We start from the raw sequence: 20,011 nt of genomic DNA, 5'->3' as shown, positions 1-20,011 counted from the left end.
CTGGCGCTCGCGGCGGGCATGCTCAGCCTCTTGCTGTTCGCGCTCCAGCCCTTGTCCTACATGCGCTACCCGCACGAGGGGGGCGTGCTGATGACGCCGCTGATGGCGACCGCCGCGATCGCTTTTGGCCTGATCTTCGCGCAGGCCCTTCCCCGGCGGGGTCTCATCGCGGCGCTCTGCGCGGGAACGTCCACCGGCCTCTTCGCCTATGGCGAAAGCTATGTGGATGCGGCGTTCGACAATCTTTTCGGCGGACCTCTTTCGTGGTGGAGCGAGAAGGTCGCGGTTCTGAGCATCGTTGTCGGCATCCCGGCGATCCTCGTGGCGGCCGGCGTGGGCTTTTTCGTCAGCCGGAGCTTCAACCAAGGGCGCTGAGGGGGCCTGACGTCGGAGTTCGCGCGGACGGCTTCGGAACTGGAAGCCGACGCCGCGCCGGACGATCCGCCGCCGGGCAGGGGCCGCAACCGCGGACGCCGCCGGAGCTGCCTTACTAGATCCCTCTCCCCTTGCGGGAGAGGGTGGCCTCCCGGAGGGAGGTCGGGTGAGGGGTCTCTCAGAAGTCGAACGCCGCGATAGCCGATCAGCTGTCGCGGCGTTTTGCGTGGGTGCGACCCCTCATCCGTCGGCCTTCGGCTGCCACCTTCTCCCGCAAGGGGAGAAGGACGCTTTTACGCCTGGAAAGTCGCCCGCAGCCGCGCCTCGTCCGGCGCGGTGGCGATGTGGACGATCAGGGTGGCGGGCAGGTCGAGGGACGGGTGCAGGGCCGCGTGGGCGGCGAACCAGGCAACCTCTTCGAGCGGCTCGTCGGCATGCCAGGTGGTCATGACGTCGTCGTCGTCGGACAGGTTTTCGCCGGACGGATCAGCCTGGATCGAGACCAGGGCCGCATCGTCATCGACGGCGTCGTGCCAGGCCTCGCAGTCGATCCCCCAGGCCAGGGCGTAGCGGCAGCCGGCCCGGACCAGCCAGGCGGTGATCCGGGCGCGCCAGGCCGGGTCGGCGGCGGCTTCCAGCACCAGCACGGCCTTGAAGGGGGCCCGCGGCGGCTCGGGCGGCGGGTCGGCGCCGGGCGGCAGGTGCAGATAGGCGACGGCGGTCATGGCCAAGGTCTAGCAGGTCGCGCCGCCGACGGGGATAGAGCGCCGTGGATCCCCGGTTCGTGGCGGAGAAAGTTCTGCGATCCCGGTGACTTGCAACTTTATCAGCGTCGTGGATCAGACGCGTTCGCTGGCGCCGTACACTTCTGTCATGGCCGAGAAAAGCGACGAGGCGCGGCGCTGGGGCGAGAGGCTCCAGAGCGACCTCATGGCGTCGATGGACGCCGAATGGAACCGGGCGAAGGACAGCGACGAGGTCGCCGTCCTGGCCCTGGCCGACAAGCGCGCCCGAATGATGGGGACCTTCGCGCGGTCGGCCAAGGCGCTGGTCGCCATGATTTCCGAACCCAAGCAGGCCGCCGCGACCGGCGGCGAAGAGGACGAGGCCGACATGCATGGCGAGATCCCCGACGATCCCGAAGAGCTTCGAGCCGCAGTTGAGTCCAAGGTCGCCAAGCTTGCTGAACTGCTGGAGCGCAAGCGCAGCGAGGGACAGGGCGGTGGCGATCGCGGCGATGGACTTCGATCAGAAGCGGAGGTTTCTCAGCGTCGATCTGGTTGAGGCCCTGCCGCACCAGGAACTCGAACTGGTCGAAGGCTGGTCGACCTTCCTGCTGCTGGGCGGGCGTGGGTCGGGCAAGACCTTCGCCGGGGCGCGATGGATGGCGCAGATGGCGCTTTCCGTGCCGCGCATGGCCCTGGTCGGTCCGACCCTGCACGACGTGCGCGAGGTGATGGTCGAGGGGGCGTCGGGCCTGCGGGCCGCGAGCGGGCCGGCCTTCAGGCCGCGCTGGGAAAGTTCGCGCCGCCGGCTGGTCTGGCCGAACGGCGCGGCGGCCTACGCCTTCTCCGCCGAGGATCCCGACAGCCTGCGTGGGCCGCAGTTTCACGCGGCCTGGGCCGACGAGTTCTGCGCCTGGCCCAAGGCCAGCGAGACCCTGGCCATGCTGCGGTTCGGGCTGCGGCTGGGCGAGGATCCGCGGCTGGTGGTGACCACCACGCCGCGTCCGACCCGGGCGTTGAAGGTGCTGATGGCGCAGGCGGGGGTTTCGACCACGCGGGCGGGGACGGCGGCCAACGCCGGCAATCTCGCGCCCCGGTTCCTGGCCAGCCTGGAGGCGCTGTACGGCGGCACGCGGCTGGCGGCCCAGGAACTGGAGGGGATCGTCGTCGAGACCGACGGCGGCCTCTTCCGGGCCGAGGACCTGGCGCGGTGTCGCGGGGCGCCGCCGGCGCGGTTCGACCGGGTGGTGGTGGCGGTCGATCCGCCGGCCACGGCGCGCGGCGACGCCTGCGGGGTGGTGGTCGCGGGTCGCCGCGACGGCCGCGCCTATGTGCTGGCCGACCGCACGGCGCGCGGCCTGTCGCCCAACGGCTGGGCCAGCCTGGCGGTCGCGGCGGCGGTGGATTTCGACGCCGACGCCCTGGTGGCCGAGGCCAACCAGGGCGGCGAGATGGTCCGCTCGGTGTTGGCCCAGGCCGCGCCGCCGTGTCCGATCAAGCTGGTGCGGGCCTCGGTGGGCAAACGGGCGCGGGCCGAACCGGTGGCGGCTCTCTACGAGCAGGGCCGGGTGGTGCACTGCGGGGCGTTTCCGGCGCTGGAGGAGGAGCTGATGGGGCTGGGCGACGGGGATCTCGGGCACAGTCCGGACCGGGCGGATGCGTTGGTCTGGGCGCTCAGTGAACTGATGCTGGGCGGGGGGAAGGAGCCGAGGCTCAGGGTGGTTTAGGTGTTTTAGTCACTCCCCCCACCGGCCCTTCGGGCCGCCTCCCCCACAGGGGGAGGTTCGATTCCAGGAAACCTCCCCCTGTGGGGGAGGCGACCGCGCAGCGGTCGGTGGGGGGGAGGTTCGCGCGGATCGTCGCGACCACGTCGTCCACCGACTTGAGCACCTCGGCGGCGGGTATCCGCAGCGTTCGTATGCCGTACCCGGCCATGTAGTCGTCGCGGATCGCGTCACGGCGTGGACGGTCTCCGGTTTCGTGGGCGTAGCTGTCGACTTCGACGGCGAGCTTGAAGGCCGGGCAGTAGAAGTCGAGCACGTAACGGCCGAACGGGTGCTGGCGGCGGAAGCGCAGCCCATCCAGCTGGCTGCCGCGCAGGGCTTTCCAGAGCATCATTTCCGGCAGGGACATGTCCTTGCGCAGAGCGCGGGCGCGTCTGACGAGCGGGTTTTCGTCGGGCATCGGTTGTCGCTCCCCCCACCGATCGCTTCGCGATCGCCTCCCCCACAGGGGGAGGTTTCCTGATTTCGGCTTCGCCTTCACTCTACAATGTTCTCTATTTGTTCTCAACCCTCACGGGAGCGGCCATGCCCCTCTTCGCATCCCGGCGCGCGCCGGAAATCAAGGACTCCCGCGCCGCCAGGCTGGTCGCCCTGACCAGCGGCGGGCGGGCGCAGTGGACGCCTCGGGACTATGGGGCGTTGGCGGCGGAGGGGTTCGGGAAGAACCCCGTGGCCTATCGCTGCGTGCGGATGATCGCCGAGGCGGCCGCCGCCGTGCCGCTGGTGGTGTTCCATGACGGGCGGCGCAGCGACGATCATCCGCTGGCGAGGCTCTTGGCCCGGCCCAATCCCGAGCAGGGCGGGCCGGATCTGATGGAGCAGTTCTTCGGGCATCTGCAGGTGGCGGGGAACGGCTATCTGGAGGCGGCTGGGGATCAGCCGGAGGAACTCTATGCGCTCAGGCCCGACCGGATGGCGGTGGTTCCGGGGCCGCGCGGCTGGCCGGCGGCCTATGACTATCAGGCCGGCGGGCGGACGGCGCGGATCGCGCGCGACGCCGACGGCTGGCTGCCGGTGCTGCATCTGAAGCTGTTCAACCCGACCAGCGACCACTACGGGGCCTCGCCGCTGGAAGCCGCGGCCTTCGCCATCGACGTGCACAACGCCTCGGGGGCGTGGAACAAGGCGCTGCTGGATAACGCCGCGCGGCCTTCGGGGGCGCTCGTTTATGGCGGGCGCGACGGGGATCGGCTCTCCGAGGAGCAGTTCGAGCGGCTGAAGGCCGAGCTGGCGGGCGCCCACGCCGGCGCCGACAACGCCGGGCGGCCGCTGCTGCTGGAGGGCGGGCTGGAGTGGAAGCCGATGTCGCTGACGCCGGCGGACCTGGACTTCGTCGAGGGCAAGCACGCCGCGGCGCGGGAGATCGCCCTGGCGTTCGGGGTTCCGCCGCAGCTCCTGGGCATTCCTGGCGACAACACCTACGCCAACTATCGCGAGGCCAACGGCGCGTTCTGGCGGCACACGGTCGCGCCCCTGGCCGAGCGGGCGGCGCGGGCGCTGACGGCGTGGCTGGGGGTGAAGTTCCCCGGCGCGCGGGTGGCCTGCGACCTGGACGCCGTGCCGGCGCTGTCGGCCGAGCGGGACGCCCTGTGGGCGCGGCTGGAGGCGGCGAGTTTTCTCACCGACGCGGAGCGGAGAAGGCTGGCGGGGGTCGGGATCTAGAGAACCTCCCCCTGTGGGGGAGGCGATCGCGCAGCGATCGGAGGGGGGCGTGGGACGAAGCCGGCCGCTGCCTCGAAAGCTGAAAACGGCCCCCCACCGGCCTTCGGCCGCCTCCCCCACAGGGGGAGGTTTCTGAAAACTGGAGACTTCATGACCACGACAAACCGCTGGCGGCTGGACCGCCAGATCTCGGCCGCCGTGCTGGTGGCGGTGGTGCTGCAGGCGGCGGCCGCCCTGATGTGGGCCGGGCGGGCCAGCGCGCGGATCGACGATCTGACGCGGCGGCTGGAGGCCCAGGCGCCGGTGGCCGAGCGGCTGGCGCGGCTGGAAGCCCAGGCCGACGCCACGCGCGCGGCCCTGGTGCGCATCGAGGCCAAGCTGGATGGAGGCGAGCGATGACGGATCTCCGCATCGAGGGCTATGCGTCCCTCTTCTGGACCCGCGACCTCAATGACGACGTCACCGCCGCCGGGGCCTTCAGGGCGAGCCTGGAAGGCGGAGCGGGCGCGATCCGCATGCTGCACCAGCACGACGAGGCCGAGCCGGTGGGCGTGTGGGACGAGGCTTCTGAGGACACGCGCGGTCTCTTCGTCCGCGGCCGGATCATTACCGCGACGCCGCGCGGGCGGCTGGTGGCGGCGCTGGTCTCGGCGGGCGCTCTGGACGGGCTGTCGATCGGCTTCCGGCAGGTCAAGGCGCGGACGGACGGGCCCCTGCGGGTGCTCAGCCGGGTGGACCTCTGGGAGGTGTCGATCGTCACCTTCCCGATGCTGCCGGGGGCGCGGCTGAAGGTGGTTTGAGATCTCCCTTCCCCCTTGATGGGGGAAGGGCCGGGGTTGGGGGTGGAGCGGCCTTTCCGCGCCCCTGACGGCCGACGGCTTCGGGGGCGGACGCGCCGCGTCACCCCCATCCCAAACCCTTCCCCCATCAAGGGGGAAGGGCTTCTCACGGAGAACTCCATGAAGGAAACCAAACAGGTTCCGGCCCCGCCGGAGGCCAGGGCGGCGTTTGCCGAGGTGCTGGCGGCGTTCGAGGGCTTCAAGGCGGCCAACGACCAGCGGCTGGCCGCGATCGAGGCCAAGAGCGCCGACGTGCTGCTGGAGGAGAAGGCCGCGCGCATCGACGCGGCCCTGACCAGCGCCCAGGACCGGCTGGACCGCATCCTGGCCGAGAGCCGGCGTCCGGCCCTGGCCGGCGAGGCCCCGGCCGCGCGGGTGGACGAGCGCAAGGCCGCCTTCGACCGCTATGTGAAGACCGGCGAGACGGCGGGTCTGCTCGAGGCCAAAGGGCTGTCGGAGGGGACGGCCACGGCCGGCGGCTATGTGGCCCCGCCGGAGCTGGAGCGGCAGATCCTGCGACGCCTGGCGGCCACCAGCCCGATGCGCGAGATCTGCCAGGTGCGCACGATCGGCGGCGGGACGTTCCGCAAGCCGGTGAGCCCCGCCGGCCTGGCGGCCGCCTGGGTGGCCGAGACGGCCGCCCGTCCGGAGACCACGGCCCCGACGCTGGACGTCATCGACTTCCCGGCCGGCGAGCTCTACGCCAGCCCGGCCGCGACCCAGGCCCTGCTCGACGACGCCTATGTCAGCATCGACGAATGGCTGGCCGAGGAGGTGCAGGACGCCTTCGCCGCCCAGGAGACCAGCGCCTTCGTCTCGGGCGACGGGGTCAACAAGCCCAAGGGCCTGCTGTCCTACACGGCCGCGGCGGACGCTTCGTACACCTGGGGTCAGCTGGGGTACCTCGCCACCGGCGTGGCCGGCGCCTGGCCGGCCAGCAACCCGACCGACAAGCTGATCGACCTGATCTACGCGGCCAAGACCCAGTACCGCCAGAACGGCCGCTTCGTGATGAACCGCCGCACGGTCAGCGCCGTGCGCAAGTTCAAGGACGCGCAGGGCAACTACATCTGGAACGCGGCCCTGCAGCCGGGGCAGTCGGCCAGCCTGCTGGGCTTCCCGGTGACCGAGATCGAGGCCATGCCGGATGTGGCCGCCAATAGCCTGGCGGTGGCGTTCGGCGACTTCGAGAAGGGCTACCTGATCGTCGACCGGGCCGGGGTGCGGGTGCTGCGCGACCCCTATTCGGCCAAGCCGCACGTGCTGTTCTACACCACCAAGCGCGTCGGCGGCGGGGTGCAGAACTTCGACGCGGTGAAGCTGCTGAAGTTCGCGGCGAGCTGACCGCCGGGCCGCCCCTCGCGGGGCGGCCCCCTCCGGCCCTCCGGGCCACCTCCCCCAGAGGGGGAGGATTTAGCCGAGCTGATGCTCCCCCTCTGGGGGAGCTGTCGCGGAGCGACTGAGGGGGTCTTCCCCTCGCATTTCATCGAGAAAACCCATGCCCAATTCCGTGACCCTGGCCGAGGCCAAGGGGTTTCTGCGCGTGGGCGGGAGCGGCGAGGACGCGCTGGTTTCCCTGCTGATCGACGCCGCCGAGGCGCGGGTCGGGCAGGCGGCCGGCGTGGCGTTGACCTCCGCCTCGCCCGCGCCGCTGCGCCTGGCCGTGCTGGTCCTGGCCTGCCACGCCTATGAGCATCGCGACGGTGAAAAGCCGCCGCCGCTGTCGCTGGTCGAGCCCTGGCTCGCGCCCTATCGGGGAGCTCGGCTGTGAGCGGCCTCGAGAGCGATCTGGCCGCCGCCCTGGCCGGGGCGCTGGCGGCCGCGCCGGCGGTGAGCGCCATCGTCGGCGGGCGCATCCACGCCGATCCGCCGCGCATGCTGACCTATCCCTGCATCAGCGTGGGCCGGATCGAGAGCCGGCCGGTGGGCGAGGACCTGCTGGAGCACGTGGTCACCATCACCTGCGCCTCGCGGTTCGGCGGGCCGGAGGAGGCGCGGGCGATGACGGCGGCGGCGCGGCTGGCGCTGCACGACGCCGCGCTGAGCGCGCCGGGGCGCCGGCTGGCCTCTTGCCGGGTGCGCTACGCCGACGTGTTCGCCGCCTCGGACGAGGAGCTGACGCTGGGGATCCTGCGCGTGCGGGCCGTCAGCGAGCCGGCCTGACCCTTTCCTTTTCTCAAACGATGGAGGCGTCCATGGCCGCGCAAGCCGGCAAGGACATGCTGCTGAAGATCGGCGACGGCGGATCGCCCCAGACCTTCGTGACGGTGGCGGGGCTGCGGGCCCGGACCATCAGCCTGAACGCCCGCACGGTCGACGCCACCGACGGGGACAGCGCCGGCCGCTGGCGCGAGCTGCTGGCCGGGGCGGGCGTGCGCTCGGCTTCAGTGTCGGGCTCGGGCGTGTTCCGCGACGCGGCCTCGGACGCGGCGGTGCGCGACAGCTTCTTTTCCCAGACCGCCAGGACCTGGCGGCTGGTGATCCCCGACTTCGCCCAGCTGGAGGGGCCGTTCCTGGTCTCGGCGCTGGAATACGCCGGCCAGCACGACGGTGAGGCGGCCTTCGCCCTGACCCTGGCCTCGGCCGGGCAGGTGAGCTTCACGGCGATCTAGGGAGGGAACTGAAGATGACCATGCACAATCCGGGGCGCGGCGAAGTCACCGCCGTGCTGGCCGGGACGACGCGGACGCTGTGCCTGACCCTGGGCGCCCTGGCGCGGATCGAGGAGGCGCTGGGACTGGAGGACTGGAGCCAGCTGCCGGGGCGCATCGCCAGGATGTCGGCCCGCGACCTGCTGGCGGTGCTGCAGGCGCTGCTGGACGAGGACGGCCCGCCGCTGGACGTGGCGCGCCTGGACGTGCGCGAGGCCGCCGCCGCGGTGGCCAAGGCGCTGGCGGCCGCGGCGTGACCGGCTGGAGCGAGATGCTGGCCCGGGCGGCGCGGGAGTTCTGCGTGCCGCCGGCGGCGTTCTGGCGGCTGTCGCTGCCGGAGTGGCGGGCGCTGGCCGGTCCGCCGGCCTCGCCCGCCCTGCCGCGTCCGGCGCTGGAGGCGCTGATGGCGCGGTTTCCCGATGAGGAGGACGCGGCGTGAGCGGCTTCGACGACATGACGATCCAGGCGGGCGAGGCGGGGCAGGCCCTGGCGGCGCTGGAGGCCCCGGCGCGGGCGGCGGCGCGCTCGATCGAGGACGCCTTTTCGGCGGCGGGGACGAGTCTGGCCCGCTCGCTGGCGAGGGCCGCGGCCGACGGCGAGGTGTCGCTGGCCGAACTGGCGCGGGCGGTGCTGGCGGCCGTGCAGGCGGCGGCCGGCGGAAGCAGCGGCGGGGGCGGCCTGGGCGAGGCGCTGGGGACGGCGCTGACCTCGGCCTTCTCGGGCGCGCGGGCCGACGGCGGCGCGGTGACCGGCGGCGGCGCCTATCTGGTCGGCGAGCGCGGGCCGGAGGTGTTCCGTCCGGCGGGCGCGGGGACGGTGGAGCCGCTGGGCGGCGGCGGCATGAGCGTGACGGTGCAGGTCAGCGGCGGCGACGTCGGCGGCCTGGCGCGGTCGGACGCACAGCTGGCGCAGGCCCTGGCGCGGGCGGTGAGTTTGGGGGCGCGGCGGCTTTAAAATCCCTCTCTCATAGAGAGAGGGAGGGGCCCGCCGCGAAGCGGTGGGAGGGTGAGAGGTTTCACCGCCGGCCGGTTCGCAGAGCGGTCAGGATGTCGTCGGTTGTCCCGCCGGGGTCTGCCAGAACTCGCGCGTTGGAGAACCTCAGGACGGTGTATCCGAACAACTCCAGCACCTGGGTGCGGCGTTCGTCGTAGTCCTCGTGGTCCTCATGCATGGCGCCGTCCAGTTCGACGATCAGCTTGCCGGTCTCGCAGACGAAGTCGGCGAAGTAGCGATCGATCGAAACCTGGCGCAGGAACCGGAAGCCGCCGAGGCGGCGATTGCGGACCAGCGCCCAGAGCGCCTTCTCGGCCAGCGTCTGGTTACGGCGAAGGCGGCGGGCGTTGGTGGTCGGGTCCATGGCGGAAGCCGGACATGGCCCGTGGAAATACGCAAAGGAAGGAATGGGGGTTTTCCGGTGAGGGTGAAACCTCTCACCCTCCCACGCCTTCGGCGCGGGCCCCTCCCTCTCTCTATGAGAGAGGGGTCACGCGAAAGGCCCGCCGATTGCTCGGCGGGCCTCGGGATCCTTAGACGGCCAAAGCATGCAGGGGCGGGTCGCCCCAGCGGTTGTCGCGGGTCTGGCCTTCGGCGCAGCCGACCCAGAGGGTGAAGCCGACCGTGACCAGGAAGCCGAGGACGGCCGCGACGACCATGCCGCCGACGCTGGCCAGGGCGAAGATCTCCGGGTCGCCGCCGCCCAGGGCGATGGCGGCCGAGCCGAACACCAGCCACATCACCGAGCCCATCAGCAGCACGGGGCCGAGCAGGATCGGCAGCAGCTGCCACCAGGCGCTCTTGCCCATGTCGTGCAGGCGCTTGGCGTAGATGCAGACGAAACAGAACAGCGTGACCAGCGAGGCGGCCCATCCGATGAAGGGGATCCAGCCGGCGACCACGTTGACGCCCAGCAGCATCAGCCAGGCGATCCAGAACGCCTGACGACCGATGCGGCCGTCGGCGGTGAACATCAGGGTTTTCCAGTCCATGTCTTTTCAGTCTCCCAACCTTGAGGAGGAGACTAGGCCCGGCGGGCTCGCGCTTTAAGTGAAATGGGCGTCATGACAAGGGTTTAACCCGGCTCGGTGTGAAACCCAGCCAGGCCAGGAAGCCCAGCCAGATCAGGGCCATGGTCGGCAGGGCGATCAGGAAGGGCGTGATGACGGCCATGCCGTCGAGCCCGGCCATCCAGGCGCGGCCGCCGCCCTGCAGGGCGAGGTTGGCCAGCCAGACGGCGATCAGCACCCAGGGGCCGCGGCCCATGTCGCGCAGCCGCTTGAGGCAGAGCACGCCGCTGATCCAGGCCTGGAACAGCATCATCACCGCGCCCGTCCCCCAGACCTCGACGAGGCCGGGCAGGGCGGCGTCGGCGTCCATGTCGCCGAACCAGGGGCCGAGCACCGGGGCGGCGAAGAAGGCCCGCGCGCCGTAGGGCATGGCGGCCAGGCCCATGGCCGCGTCGATCGCCGCCAGCAGGAACAGCCCCAGCCAGAAGTCGCGGCGGCCGACGGCGCCGCGCGGCGACAGGAGCAGGGCGAGAAGGGGCACGGGCGGTCTCCGATCAAATGTAAGTAAGTGATCACTCACATTCCATATCCTTGTCAAGGAGGGCTCGGATGAGCGCCTTTCACGAGACGCGCCTGCCGCTGCGCCTGGCCTTCGGCGGGACCAGCGGGATCGAGCGGCGGACCGAGGTGGTCGGCCTGGCGTCCGGCTTCGAGCGGCGGTCGAGCCCCTGGGCGCAGGGGCGGCGGCGCTACCTGATCGGCACGGCCAGCCGCAGCCTGGACGAGGCGGCCGAGCTGGTGGCGTTCTTCGAGGCGCGGCGGGGGCGGCTGCATGGGTTCCGGTTCCGGGATCCGGCCGACTTCAAGTCGTGCGCGCCGTCGCTGGCGCCGGCGCCGACCGATCAGATGCTGGGAACCGGCGACGGGACGCGGACGGCGTTCCAGCTGGTCAAGGCCTATGGAAGCGGTGAGACGGCGGTGGTCCGCACGATCGCCAAGCCGCAGGCCGGAACCGTGCGGGTGGCGGTGGCGGGCGTCGAGCAGGCGGCCGGGGCCTTCGCGGTGGATGCGGCGAGCGGCGTCGTGACCCTGGCGGCCGCGCCGGCGGCGGGGGCGACAGTGAGCGCCGGCTTCCTGTTCGACACCCCGGTGCGCTTCGACCTCGACCGGCTGGACGTGACCCTGGAGGGGTTCGGCGCGGCCAGGGTCGGGGCGGTGTCGCTGGTCGAGGTGCGGGTCTGATGCGCGCCGTGCCGGAGGCGCTGGCCCAGCGCATCGAGAGCGGGGCGGCGAGCCTGTGCCACGCCTGGGTGCTGACCCGGGCGGACGGCGTGGTGCTGGGCTTCACCGACCATGACCGGGACCTGGTGGCGGAAGGCGCGGCCTGCCGGGCCGCAAGCGGCTGGAGCGCCGGGGCGGTCGAGGACGAGGCGGGTTTCGCGCCGGGCCTGGCGGCGGCGCTGGGGGCGTTCGACGACGCGGCGATCACGGCGGCGGATGTCGAGGCCGGGCTCTATGACGGGGCGATCGTGGCCTGCCTGCGGGTGGACTGGAGCGCGCCGGCGCTTTTCGTCGAGCTGTGGCGGGCCAGGGTGGCGCGGGTGTCGTGGACGGGCGGGGCCTTCACCGCCGAACTGGAGGGGCCGGCGGCGGCGCTGGAGCGGGTGGTCGGGCGGACCTACGCCCGCAGCTGCGACGCCAGCCTGGGCGATGCGCGCTGCGGCATGGATCTGGCGGCCTTGCCGGGCGCGACCTGCGACCGGCGGTGGGCGACCTGCCGCGAGGTGTTTTCCAACGGCGTCAACTTCCGGGGCTTTCCGAGCCTGCCGGGCGAGGACTTCCTGACGCTGTATCCAGTCGAGGGCGACCAGAACGACGGGGGGCGGCGATGAGCGCGCGCGGCTCCATGGGCGACCTCGTACTCGCCGAGGCGCGGGGCTGGATCGGCACGCCCTATCAGCATCAGGCCAGTCTCAAGGGCGTCGGCTGCGACTGCCTGGGGCTGGTGCGCGGGGTGTGGCGGGGGCTGGGCGGGGCCGAGATCACGCCGCCGCCCTATCGCCCGGACTGGGCCGAACTGGGCGAGGGCGAGCCGCTGCTGGCGGGGCTGGCGAGCGTGCTGATCCCGCTCGAGCCGACGGCGGCGCGGCCCGGCGACGTGCTGGTGTTCCGCATGGCGCGGGGCGTTTCGGCCAAGCACTGCGCGATCCTTTCAGGTGAAGGGACGCGGATGATCCACGCCTATTGGGGCCGGGCCTGCGTCGAGACCTGGCTGGGCGCCTGGTGGCGGCCCCGGCTGGCGGCCGCCTTTTCCTTTCCGGAGCATGTCTGATGGCCCAGATGATCCTGCAGTCGGTCGGCTCGCAGTTCGGCCCGGCCGGGAGCGCCATCGGCGCGACGATCGGGGCGGCGATCGACCAGAGCCTGATCGCCTCGCTGAGCCCGGCCCGGCAGGTCGGGCCGCGGATCTCGGAGCTGAAGCTGACGGCGGCGGCCGAGGGCGCGGCCATGCCGTGCGTGTTCGGCCGCGCGCGCGTGGCGGGGCAGGTGATCTGGGCGGCGCGGTTTCGCGAGCATCGCACGACCAGCGGCAGCAAGGCCGGGCGGACGCGGTCGTACGGCTACAGCCTGTCGTTCGCCCTGGCCGTGGGCGAGGGGCCGATCGACGGGATCGGGCGGGTGTGGGCCGACGGCAAGGCGCTGGACATGGACGGGGTGACGATGCGGGTGCATCGCGGAACCGAGGACCAGCTTGCCGATCCGCTGATCGTGGCGGTGGAGGGCGAGGACGCCGCGCCGGCCTTCCGGGGCGTCGCCTATGTGGTGTTCGAGGACCTGATGCTGGACGACTTCGGCGGGCGGCCGCCGCAGCTGTCGTTCGAGGTGTTCCGTCGGCCGGCGGGCGACGGGAGCGCGCTGGAGGACCGGCTGGAAAGCGTCTGCCTGATCCCGGGGGCGGGCGAGTTCGTGCTGGCGACCGACGTGGTGCTGCGGCGCTCGGGCCTGACGCGGACCAGCGCGGAGAACCTCAACAACGCCGAGGGGCGGGCCGATCTGCTGGTGTCGCTGGACCAGCTGCAGGCGCAGCTGCCGAAGGTGAGGCGCGTGAACCTGGTGGTGGCCTGGTTCGGGACCGACCTGCGCTGCGGGTCGTGCGAGATCCGGCCGGGCGTGGAGCTGGCCGACAAGCCGACCGAGCCGATGGCCTGGAGCGTGGCGGGCGTCGAGCGGGGCGCGGCGCGCCTGATCTCGTCGAGCGACGGCGGGGTGGCCTATGGCGGCACGCCGGCCGACGCGGCGGTGGTGCAGGCGATCGTCGAGCTGAAGCGGCGGGGTCTGGCGGTGACGCTCTATCCGTTCGTGCTGATGGACGTGCCGGCCGGCAACGGGCTGCCGGATCCGTACGGCGGCGCCGAGCAGGCGGCCTATCCGTGGCGGGGGCGGATCACCTGCCATCCGGGGCCGGGGCGGCGGGGGACGGCGCACAAGACGGCGGCGGCGACGACCCAGGTGAGCGCCTTCTTCGACGGGCCGTGGGGCTATGGGCGGTTCGTGCGGCACTATGCGGCCCTGGCGGCGCAGGCCGGCGGGGTGGACGGCTTCCTGATCGGCTCGGAGCTGGTCGGGCTGACGCGGCTGCGGGACGCGGCGGGCTTTCCGGCGGTCAGCGCGCTGAAGACGCTGGCCGGGCAGGTGCGGGCGCTGGTCGGACCGGCGACCAAGGTCGGCTACGCGGCCGACTGGAGCGAGTATTTCGGCAGCCAGCCGGCCGACGGCTCGGGCGACGTGCACTTCCATCTCGACCCGTTGTGGGCCGATGCGAACATCGATTTCGTGGGGATCGACTACTATCCGCCGATCACCGACTGGCGGGACGGGATGGATCATCTGGACGCCGTCGCCGGCTGGGGCGGGCCGCATGACTGGGCCTATCTGCGTCACGGGCTGACGGGCGGCGAGGGCTTCGACTGGTTCTACGCCTCCGACGCGGCGCGGGCCGCGCAGGCGCGCACGCCGATCACCGACGGGGCGCATGGCGAGGCCTGGGTGTTCCGGCCCAAGGACCTGCTGGCCTGGTGGAGCCATTCGCATCACGACCGGCCGCTGGGCGTGCGCTCGGTTAGCCCGACGGCCTGGGTTCCGATGTCCAAGCCGATCCGGTTGATCGAGTTCGGCTGCGGGGCGGTGGACAAGGGGGGCAACGCCCCGAACCTGTTCATCGATGCGAAAAGCGCCGAGAGCGCCCTGCCGCCGTTCTCGGACGGAACGCGCGACGAGTTGGGGCAGAGGCGGGCGCTGGAGGCGGTGCTGGGCTGGATCGCCGAGCCGGCGGCCAATCCGGTGTCGCCGGTCTATGGCGGGCCGATGATCGAGCAGGCCTGCGCGTGGTGCTGGGACGCGCGGCCGTTTCCGGACTTTCCGGCGCGGTCGGGCGTGTGGGCGGATGCGGGCAACTGGAGCCTGGGCCACTGGCTGAACGGCCGGGCGGGATCGATGGGCGTGGGTGAACTGGCTCTGGCGGTGGCGGCGCGGGGCGGGGTCGAGATCGATCCGGGCGAGGCCTCGGGCCTGGTCGCCGGCTATGTGATCGACCGGCCGATGCGCCTGCGGGATGCGCTGGCGCCGCTGACCGAGGCCTTCGGGCTGGACGTGGTGGAGCGCGGCGGGGGCGTGCGGCTGGTATCGCGCTCGGGGCCGGCCTTGGGCGCGCTGGCGGGTGACGACCTGGCCTGGCCGGAGGATCGCGAGGCGGCGCAGAGCGCGGCGCGGATCCTGGAGCCGGCGGCCGGCGCGGTGCGGCTGCGGTTCGTCGACCTGGCGCGCGACTATCAGGCCGGGGCGCTGATCGTGCGCCGGAATGGTGACGGCGAGACCCTGGACGTCGATGCGCCGCTGGTGCTGACGGCGGCCGAGGCGGCGGTGGTCGCCGGGCGGCGGCTGGACGCGGAGGCGGCCGTGCGGCGCGAGCGGATCGTGCACCTGTCGCCGCTGGCGGCGCTGCGCTGGCGGGCCGGGGATCGGCTGGCGCTGGACGGCGAGGCCTGGCGCGCAGCGCGGGTCGATATGGACGAGCGGCCGCGGGCGCGCCTGCTGCCGGTCCTGCCCGAGGCGGGCGCGGCAGGGGCGATCGACTGGACGCCGGCGCCGGCCGCGTCGGTGACCGGGCCGCCGGCCCTGGTGGTGCTGGACCTGCCGCCGCTGCCGGAGGCGGAGGACGATGCGCGGCCGCTGGTGGCGGTGTCGGCCCAGCCCTGGCGGGCTTTCGACGTGCATGCCGGCGTGGCGGTGGACGCGCTGCGCGTGCGGGCCAATGCGAGCGCGCCGGCGGTGGTGGGCGTGACCTTGAGCGACCTGCCGGCCGGACCGCGCCATCGCTTCGATCGGGGAACGCGGCTGGTCGTGCGGCTGGAGGGCGGCGTTCCACAGAGCCGTAGCCGGGCGGCGGTGCTGGCCGGCGAGAACCTGCTGGCGGTTCGGAACGGGGAGGGCTGGGAGCTCTTGCAGTTCCTGACCACCGAGGCGGTGGGGAGCGAGGTCTTCGCCCTGGGCGGCCTGCTGCGCGGGCAGGGCGGCTCGGACGTGGCGGACCTCGTTCCGGCGGGCGCCGAGGTGGTGCTGGTCGATGAGGCGCTGGTCCGCGCTGACCTGGGGTCGGCCGAGCGGGGGCTGCCGCTGGTCTGGCGGGCGGCGCCGGCCGGCGGTCCGGCGGCGGGGACGGCGATGGCGCAGGCGGCGGCGACGTGGCGGGGGCTGGCCCTGCGGCCGTGGTCGCCGGCGCATCTGCGGGCCAGGACGGTGGACGGCGATGTGCGGCTGTCGTGGATCGCCCGCGCGCGGATCGGCGGCGACAGCTGGGAGGCCGAGGTTCCGGCCGGCGAGGCGCTGTGGCGGGTCGAGATCCTGGCCGGCGAGACCGTGGTGCGGGCGGCCGATGTCGAGGCGGGGGGCTTCGTCTGGACGGCGGCGATGCGGGCGCAGGACCTGCCGTCAGGACCGTCCGGCGCCCTGTCGGCGCGGGTGAGGCAGGGCTCGGCGAGCTGGGGCTGGGGCGCGCCTGCGGCAACGGGTCTGTGATATTAATGCAACATTTGGCTTGCGCCCGGCGCGGAACGGCCTAAGTGAGGGGCTTCGGCTTTTATCCCTAGTCCTTCGAGGGCCTTCCTTGGCGCGCGACCCCTACCTGGAGCTTGGTGTTTCCCGCGGCGCGAGCGCCGATGAGATCCGCAAGGCGTTCCGCAAGCTGGCCAAGCAGTATCACCCCGACACCAACCCGGGGGACAAGAAGGCCGAGGACAAGTTCAAGCTGGTCAGCGCGGCCTTCGACATCCTCGGCGACGCCGAGAAGAAGAAGAAGTTCGACGCCGGCGAGATCGACGCCGACGGGCGCGAGACCATGCGCGGCTTCGGCGGGGCGGGCGGCAATCCGTTCGGCGGCGGCGGCTTCAACCGGGGCGGCGGTTTCGGTCGCGGCGGCGAGGGGCCCGAAGTCGACCTCAACGACCTGTTCGGCGACATCCTGGGCCGCAATCGCGGCGGCGGCGGTGGTTTTGGCGGCGGCTTCTCGGCCAAGGGCGCGGACGTGCGCGCCAAGCTGGAGATCGACCTGGAAGAGGCGATCAAGGGCGGCAAGAAGCGCGTGGCCTTCTCCGACGGCCGCACCATCGACGTGACCATCCCGACCGGCGCCCAGGAAGGCCAGACGCTTCGCCTGAAGGGGCAAGGCAGCCCGGGACGCGGCGGTCCGGGCGACGCCCTGATCGAACTGGCGGTCAAGGCCCACCCGATCTACCGCAAGGAAGGCGAGCACCTGGTCATGGACCTGCCCGTGTCGATCCCCGACGCGGTGCTGGGCGGCAAGGTCGAGGCCCCGACGCCCGACGGCCCGGTGAACGTCACCGTGCCCAAGGGCGCCAACAGCGGTTCGAAGCTGCGGCTGAAGGGGCGGGGCCTGTCGGACGCCAAGGGCCACCGCGGCGACCTCTACGCCCGGCTCATCGTCACCCTGCCCGAGACCATCGACGAGGACCTGGAAAAGTTCGCCCAGGCCTGGCGGGATCAGAAGCCTTACACGCCGAAGCGGCGGTAGGGCCTGGACCCCTCCCTCTATCCTCCGGAACTGCGCGCCAGGATCCTGAACGTCTGGCGCGCCCGGTCGCTGTTCTGGTGCTTCCGCGCGTCGCACGGCCTGGACCGGCGGCGGCCGCACACGGTTGAGGTGCGCCTCGACCTGCCCGCCGAGACGATCGCTGCGCTGACGCAGCCCAAAGGCTGGCGGATCGCCCGCGCCGACATCGAGCGCGAGATGCTGTTCCTGCGGCGCGAGCAACCCCTGACCAACCGCGCCCTGCGGCTGATGTTCCGCGAGGCGCTGGTGCTGGCGGATGCGCACGGCGGGCGGCTGCACTCGTGGCTGCACGCGCCGGGGCTGACCGAGTGGGAGGCGGCGCTGGGAGGTCCTTCTCCCCTTGCGGGAGAAGGTGGCGGCGAAGCCGACGGATGAGGGGTTTCTCAGATTTTGGACGCCGCGACAGCTGATCGGCTGTCGCGGCGTTTTGCGTTTGAGAGACCCCTCACCCTCCCATGCTGCGCATGGGCCCCTCCCTCTCCCGCAAGGGGAGAGGGATCAGAGTTGCGCCCGCGCCGCCTTGGCCGCCGCGACCATGTTGGCCAGGGCCGGCTCCACCTCTTCCCAGCGACGGGTCTTCAGGCCGCAGTCGGGGTTGACCCAGAGCTGCGACGACGACAGGCGCTGGCCGGCTTTTTCCAGGAGGTCGAGCATCTCGGCGGCCGCGGGGCTGCGGGGGGCGTGGATGTCGTAGACGCCGGGGCCGATCTGGGCCGGGTAGGCGTAGGCCTCGAAGGCGTCGAGGAGCTCCATCTTCGAGCGGGCGGTCTCGATGGAGATGACGTCGGCGTCCATGGCGCCGATGGCGGCGATGATGTCGTTGAACTCCGAATAGCACATGTGGGTGTGGACCTGGGTCTGGGGCTCCACGCCCGAGGCGGCGATGCGGAAGGCCTCGACGGCCCAGGCGAGATAGGCGTCCCAGTCGCCGCGGCGCAGGGGCAGGCCCTCGCGCAGGGCGGCTTCGTCGATCTGGATGATCTTGGCGCCGGCGGCTTCGAGGTCGACGACCTCGTCGCGGACGGCCAGAGCGATCTGGCGGCAGGTCTCAGAGCGGGGGATGTCGTCGCGGACGAACGACCACTGGAGGATGGTGACCGGGCCGGTCAGCATGCCCTTCATCGGGCGGGGGGTGAGGGATTGGGCGTAGGCCCACCACTCGACCGTCATGGGCGCGGGGCGCGAGACGTCGCCGTAGAGGATCGGCGGGCGCACGCAGCGCGAGCCGTAGGACTGGACCCAGGCGTGCTTGGTGAAGGTGAAGCCGGTCAGGCGCTCGCCGAAATACTGCACCATGTCGTTGCGTTCGAACTCGCCGTGGACCAGCACGTCGAGGCCGATCTCCTGCTGCCAGGCCACCGCGCGGGCGGTCTCGGCGCGCAGGAAGGCCTGGTAGTCGGCGTCGGGCAGCTGGCCCTTGGCGTGGGCGGCGCGGGCCTGGCGGACGGCGGCGGTTTGCGGGAACGAGCCGATGGTGGTGGTCGGCAGGGGCGGCAGGGCGAGCCTGGCCTGCTGCAGGGCGATGCGCTCGGCGAAGGGCGTGGCGCGGGTCGCGTCGGCCGGGGTCAGCGCGGCGGCGCGGGCCTGGACGGCGGCGTCGTGGATCAGCGGCGAGGTGCGGCGCGAGGCGACGGCGGCGCTGGAGGCGGCGAGCTGGTCGCGGACGGCGGCGCGACCCTGGTTGAGGGCCTTGGCCAGGACGGCCAGCTCCTCCAGCTTCTGGACGGCGAAGGCCAGCCACTGGCTGACTTGCGGGTCGAGGCTGGTCTCGATGGCGAGATCGAGCGGGGTGTGCAGCAGCGAGCAGGACGGGGCCAGGATCACGCGGTCGGGGCCACGGGCGGAGACGACGGGCTCGACGCGGTCGAGGATGGCCTCGAGGTCGGCGCGCCAGACGTTGCGGCCGTCGACGACGCCCAGCGACAGGACGAGGCTGTCGCGGGCCAGGGCGAGGACGGCGTCGAGGTCGCCCGGGGCGCGGACGAGATCCAGGTGCAGGCCCTCGACCGGCAGGTTGGCGGCGGTGGCGAGGTTGTCGCCATAGGTCCCGAAATAGCTGGCCAGCAGGATGCTGATGCGCGGGGCGGCATGGGTCAGGGCGCCGTAGGCGCGGCGGATCTCGGCGCGTTCGAAGTCGGTGAGGTCGAGCGCCAGGCAGGGCTCGTCGATCTGCACCCAGTCGGCGCCGGCGGCGGCCAGGCGCTGGAGGAGGTCGGCATAGACCGGCAGCAGGGTGCTGAGCAGCGATAGCGGCTGGAAGTGGCGATCCTTCGACTTGGCCAGCTTGAGGAAGGTGACGGGGCCGAGGATGACCGGGCGGGTGTGGATCCCTTGCGCCTTGGCCTCGAGGAAGGCGTCGATGATCTTGGTCGAGGCCAGGGTGAAGGCCTGGCCGGGGACCAGCTCAGGCGCGAGGTAGTGGTAGTTGGTGTCGAACCACTTGGTCATCTCGAGCGCCGGCAGGCCGGTTCCGGTCTGATGCGAGCAGCCGTGGTTGCAGGTCTCGGGCGCGCCTTGCGTCCCGCCACCTTGCGTCCCGCGCGCCATGGCGAAGTAGAGCGGCAGGTCGACCGGGCCGCTGGTCCAGCCGTAGGCGGCCGGGATCGCGCCGACCATGACGGCCGTGTCGAGCACGTGGTCGTAGAGCGAGAAGTCGCCGCTGGGGACGTGGTCGACGCCGAGGTCGGCCTGGCGGCGCCAGGCGAGAGCACGCAGGGCGGCGGCTTCGGTTTCCAGCCCCTCGGCGTCGAGGCGGCCGGCCCAGTGGGCTTCGAGGGCGGTCTTCAGGCGGCGCTGGGGGCCGATGCGGGGAAAGCCGAGGGCGGCGACGGTGACGGTCATTTCTT

General features: G+C 72.4%; 24 protein-coding genes and 1 pseudogene. 19 read left to right on the top strand and 6 right to left on the bottom strand.

Features of this window, described 5'->3' with window-relative positions; translation table 11 throughout:
* Positions 1-18: 18 nt before the first annotated feature.
* Positions 19-375, top strand: coding sequence for a hypothetical protein (locus tag AC1RRS_RS02775; RefSeq protein WP_492853837.1), 357 nt, complete (start codon positions 19-21; stop codon positions 373-375).
* Between the two features lie 293 nt (positions 376-668).
* Here the strand turns inward: AC1RRS_RS02775 and AC1RRS_RS02770 are convergent, their stop codons facing one another.
* The gene (locus AC1RRS_RS02770) at positions 669-1,100 is read right to left on the bottom strand and encodes a DUF7684 family protein (protein ID WP_492853836.1); all 432 of its coding nucleotides are present in this window, start codon (positions 1,098-1,100) and stop codon (positions 669-671) included.
* Between the two features lie 109 nt (positions 1,101-1,209).
* Between AC1RRS_RS02770 and AC1RRS_RS02765 the strand changes: the two genes are divergently transcribed.
* Together AC1RRS_RS02765 and AC1RRS_RS02760 are read left to right on the top strand one after the other, a co-directional pair.
* On the top strand, positions 1,210-1,659 hold the full coding sequence (locus AC1RRS_RS02765) for a hypothetical protein (RefSeq protein WP_492853835.1): 450 nt from the start codon (positions 1,210-1,212) through the stop codon (positions 1,657-1,659).
* Complete coding sequence (locus AC1RRS_RS02760) at positions 1,613-2,827, top strand: DNA-packaging protein (protein ID WP_492853834.1); 1,215 nt, start codon at positions 1,613-1,615, stop codon at positions 2,825-2,827. Before AC1RRS_RS02765 ends, AC1RRS_RS02760 begins: the two co-directional genes overlap by 47 nt.
* Here the strand turns inward: AC1RRS_RS02760 and AC1RRS_RS02755 are convergent.
* A complete protein-coding gene (locus AC1RRS_RS02755) occupies positions 2,814-3,284 on the bottom strand; it encodes an endonuclease domain-containing protein (protein ID WP_492853833.1) in 471 nt (156 codons plus the stop codon). The two genes, AC1RRS_RS02760 and AC1RRS_RS02755, sit on opposite strands and share 14 nt — an antisense overlap.
* On the opposite strand from AC1RRS_RS02755, the pseudogene AC1RRS_RS02750 reads away from it, so the two are divergent.
* The 10 genes and pseudogenes from AC1RRS_RS02750 (at position 3,283) to AC1RRS_RS02705 (ending at position 8,990) form a co-directional block, all read left to right on the top strand.
* Positions 3,283-4,546: pseudogene (locus tag AC1RRS_RS02750) on the top strand (phage portal protein). The gene AC1RRS_RS02755 and the pseudogene AC1RRS_RS02750 overlap by 2 nt on opposite strands.
* A 150-nt stretch (positions 4,547-4,696) precedes the next feature.
* Positions 4,697-4,945, top strand: coding sequence for a hypothetical protein (locus tag AC1RRS_RS02745; RefSeq protein WP_492853832.1), 249 nt, complete (start codon positions 4,697-4,699; stop codon positions 4,943-4,945).
* The gene (locus tag AC1RRS_RS02740; RefSeq protein WP_492853831.1) at positions 4,942-5,346 is read left to right on the top strand and encodes an HK97 family phage prohead protease; all 405 of its coding nucleotides are present in this window, start codon (positions 4,942-4,944) and stop codon (positions 5,344-5,346) included. The genes AC1RRS_RS02745 and AC1RRS_RS02740 overlap by 4 nt, the downstream gene beginning before the upstream one ends.
* Before the next feature lie 159 nt (positions 5,347-5,505).
* A complete protein-coding gene (locus tag AC1RRS_RS02735) occupies positions 5,506-6,729 on the top strand; it encodes a phage major capsid protein (protein WP_492853830.1) in 1,224 nt (407 codons plus the stop codon).
* Between the two features lie 154 nt (positions 6,730-6,883).
* Complete coding sequence (locus AC1RRS_RS02730; RefSeq protein ID WP_492853829.1) at positions 6,884-7,156, top strand: head-tail connector protein; 273 nt, start codon at positions 6,884-6,886, stop codon at positions 7,154-7,156.
* Positions 7,153-7,548: a DUF3168 domain-containing protein gene (locus AC1RRS_RS02725; protein ID WP_492853828.1), complete on the top strand. Its 396-nt coding sequence runs from the start codon at positions 7,153-7,155 to the stop codon at positions 7,546-7,548. The genes AC1RRS_RS02730 and AC1RRS_RS02725 overlap by 4 nt, the downstream gene beginning before the upstream one ends.
* Before the next feature lie 32 nt (positions 7,549-7,580).
* Positions 7,581-7,997: a phage major tail protein, TP901-1 family gene (locus AC1RRS_RS02720; RefSeq protein ID WP_487287960.1), complete on the top strand. Its 417-nt coding sequence runs from the start codon at positions 7,581-7,583 to the stop codon at positions 7,995-7,997.
* A gap of 14 nt (positions 7,998-8,011) precedes the next feature.
* A complete protein-coding gene (locus tag AC1RRS_RS02715; RefSeq protein ID WP_492853827.1) occupies positions 8,012-8,293 on the top strand; it encodes a GTA-gp10 family protein in 282 nt (93 codons plus the stop codon).
* Positions 8,290-8,475, top strand: a complete 186-nt coding sequence (locus AC1RRS_RS02710) for a phage tail assembly chaperone (RefSeq protein ID WP_492853826.1) — start codon at positions 8,290-8,292, stop codon at positions 8,473-8,475. Before AC1RRS_RS02715 ends, AC1RRS_RS02710 begins: the two co-directional genes overlap by 4 nt.
* A gap of 14 nt (positions 8,476-8,489) precedes the next feature.
* Complete coding sequence (locus AC1RRS_RS02705; RefSeq protein WP_492854000.1) at positions 8,490-8,990, top strand: phage tail tape measure protein; 501 nt, start codon at positions 8,490-8,492, stop codon at positions 8,988-8,990.
* Between the two features lie 61 nt (positions 8,991-9,051).
* Here AC1RRS_RS02705 and AC1RRS_RS02700 read toward each other — a convergent pair whose 3' ends face one another.
* From AC1RRS_RS02700 to AC1RRS_RS02690, 3 genes are all read right to left on the bottom strand, one after another.
* Entirely contained in the window at positions 9,052-9,393 is a 342-nt protein-coding gene (locus tag AC1RRS_RS02700) for an endonuclease domain-containing protein (protein WP_492853825.1), read from the bottom strand.
* Positions 9,394-9,562: 169 nt separating this feature from the next.
* Positions 9,563-10,021, bottom strand: coding sequence for a DUF805 domain-containing protein (locus AC1RRS_RS02695; RefSeq protein WP_492853824.1), 459 nt, complete (start codon positions 10,019-10,021; stop codon positions 9,563-9,565).
* Positions 10,022-10,091: 70 nt separating this feature from the next.
* Positions 10,092-10,580, bottom strand: coding sequence for a hypothetical protein (locus tag AC1RRS_RS02690; protein ID WP_492853823.1), 489 nt, complete (start codon positions 10,578-10,580; stop codon positions 10,092-10,094).
* 68 nt (positions 10,581-10,648) lie between these two features.
* Between AC1RRS_RS02690 and AC1RRS_RS02685 the strand changes: the two genes are divergently transcribed.
* The 6 genes from AC1RRS_RS02685 to AC1RRS_RS02660 all read left to right on the top strand — a co-directional run bounded on the left by AC1RRS_RS02685 (position 10,649) and on the right by AC1RRS_RS02660 (position 17,540).
* Complete coding sequence (locus tag AC1RRS_RS02685) at positions 10,649-11,281, top strand: phage distal tail protein, Rcc01695 family (RefSeq protein ID WP_492853822.1); 633 nt, start codon at positions 10,649-10,651, stop codon at positions 11,279-11,281.
* The gene (locus tag AC1RRS_RS02680; protein ID WP_492853821.1) at positions 11,281-11,931 is read left to right on the top strand and encodes a phage/gene transfer agent baseplate hub protein; all 651 of its coding nucleotides are present in this window, start codon (positions 11,281-11,283) and stop codon (positions 11,929-11,931) included. The genes AC1RRS_RS02685 and AC1RRS_RS02680 overlap by 1 nt, the downstream gene beginning before the upstream one ends.
* Positions 11,928-12,371, top strand: coding sequence for an NlpC/P60 family protein (locus tag AC1RRS_RS02675; RefSeq protein ID WP_492853820.1), 444 nt, complete (start codon positions 11,928-11,930; stop codon positions 12,369-12,371). Before AC1RRS_RS02680 ends, AC1RRS_RS02675 begins: the two co-directional genes overlap by 4 nt.
* A complete protein-coding gene (locus AC1RRS_RS02670) occupies positions 12,371-16,114 on the top strand; it encodes a baseplate multidomain protein megatron (protein WP_492853819.1) in 3,744 nt (1,247 codons plus the stop codon). The genes AC1RRS_RS02675 and AC1RRS_RS02670 overlap by 1 nt, the downstream gene beginning before the upstream one ends.
* An 88-nt stretch (positions 16,115-16,202) precedes the next feature.
* A complete protein-coding gene (locus AC1RRS_RS02665) occupies positions 16,203-17,126 on the top strand; it encodes a DnaJ C-terminal domain-containing protein (protein WP_492853818.1) in 924 nt (307 codons plus the stop codon).
* Between the two features lie 129 nt (positions 17,127-17,255).
* On the top strand, positions 17,256-17,540 hold the full coding sequence (locus tag AC1RRS_RS02660; RefSeq protein ID WP_492853817.1) for a hypothetical protein: 285 nt from the start codon (positions 17,256-17,258) through the stop codon (positions 17,538-17,540).
* Positions 17,541-17,663: 123 nt separating this feature from the next.
* Here AC1RRS_RS02660 and metE read toward each other — a convergent pair whose 3' ends face one another.
* Positions 17,664-20,006, bottom strand: coding sequence for a 5-methyltetrahydropteroyltriglutamate--homocysteine S-methyltransferase (gene metE / locus AC1RRS_RS02655; protein ID WP_492853816.1), 2,343 nt, complete (start codon positions 20,004-20,006; stop codon positions 17,664-17,666).
* Positions 20,007-20,011: the final 5 nt, after the last annotated feature.

This window comes from Caulobacter sp. GW821-FHT12A07 (assembly GCF_058807655.1).
This window is presented reverse-complemented; position numbering and strand designations above follow the sequence as displayed.

What these genes read in the sequence shown, in the direction of transcription:
- AC1RRS_RS02675 (WP_492853820.1), top strand. Translation starts at nt 11,928, where the DNA reads ATGAGCGCGCGCGGCTCCATGGGCGACCTCGTACTCGCCGAGGCGCGG.
- AC1RRS_RS02670 (WP_492853819.1), top strand. Translation starts at nt 12,371, where the DNA reads ATGGCCCAGATGATCCTGCAGTCGGTCGGCTCGCAGTTCGGCCCGGCC.
- metE (WP_492853816.1), bottom strand. Translation starts at nt 20,006, where the DNA reads ATGACCGTCACCGTCGCCGCCCTCGGCTTTCCCCGCATCGGCCCCCAG.
- AC1RRS_RS02775 (WP_492853837.1), top strand. Translation starts at nt 19, where the DNA reads ATGCTCAGCCTCTTGCTGTTCGCGCTCCAGCCCTTGTCCTACATGCGC.
- AC1RRS_RS02770 (WP_492853836.1), bottom strand. Translation starts at nt 1,100, where the DNA reads ATGACCGCCGTCGCCTATCTGCACCTGCCGCCCGGCGCCGACCCGCCG.
- AC1RRS_RS02715 (WP_492853827.1), top strand. Translation starts at nt 8,012, where the DNA reads ATGACCATGCACAATCCGGGGCGCGGCGAAGTCACCGCCGTGCTGGCC.
- AC1RRS_RS02755 (WP_492853833.1), bottom strand. Translation starts at nt 3,284, where the DNA reads ATGCCCGACGAAAACCCGCTCGTCAGACGCGCCCGCGCTCTGCGCAAG.
- AC1RRS_RS02745 (WP_492853832.1), top strand. Translation starts at nt 4,697, where the DNA reads ATGACCACGACAAACCGCTGGCGGCTGGACCGCCAGATCTCGGCCGCC.
- AC1RRS_RS02695 (WP_492853824.1), bottom strand. Translation starts at nt 10,021, where the DNA reads ATGGACTGGAAAACCCTGATGTTCACCGCCGACGGCCGCATCGGTCGT.
- AC1RRS_RS02730 (WP_492853829.1), top strand. Translation starts at nt 6,884, where the DNA reads ATGCCCAATTCCGTGACCCTGGCCGAGGCCAAGGGGTTTCTGCGCGTG.
- AC1RRS_RS02740 (WP_492853831.1), top strand. Translation starts at nt 4,942, where the DNA reads ATGACGGATCTCCGCATCGAGGGCTATGCGTCCCTCTTCTGGACCCGC.
- AC1RRS_RS02700 (WP_492853825.1), bottom strand. Translation starts at nt 9,393, where the DNA reads ATGGACCCGACCACCAACGCCCGCCGCCTTCGCCGTAACCAGACGCTG.
- AC1RRS_RS02685 (WP_492853822.1), top strand. Translation starts at nt 10,649, where the DNA reads ATGAGCGCCTTTCACGAGACGCGCCTGCCGCTGCGCCTGGCCTTCGGC.
- AC1RRS_RS02680 (WP_492853821.1), top strand. Translation starts at nt 11,281, where the DNA reads ATGCGCGCCGTGCCGGAGGCGCTGGCCCAGCGCATCGAGAGCGGGGCG.
- AC1RRS_RS02720 (WP_487287960.1), top strand. Translation starts at nt 7,581, where the DNA reads ATGGCCGCGCAAGCCGGCAAGGACATGCTGCTGAAGATCGGCGACGGC.
- AC1RRS_RS02705 (WP_492854000.1), top strand. Translation starts at nt 8,490, where the DNA reads ATGACGATCCAGGCGGGCGAGGCGGGGCAGGCCCTGGCGGCGCTGGAG.
- AC1RRS_RS02760 (WP_492853834.1), top strand. Translation starts at nt 1,613, where the DNA reads ATGGACTTCGATCAGAAGCGGAGGTTTCTCAGCGTCGATCTGGTTGAG.
- AC1RRS_RS02735 (WP_492853830.1), top strand. Translation starts at nt 5,506, where the DNA reads ATGAAGGAAACCAAACAGGTTCCGGCCCCGCCGGAGGCCAGGGCGGCG.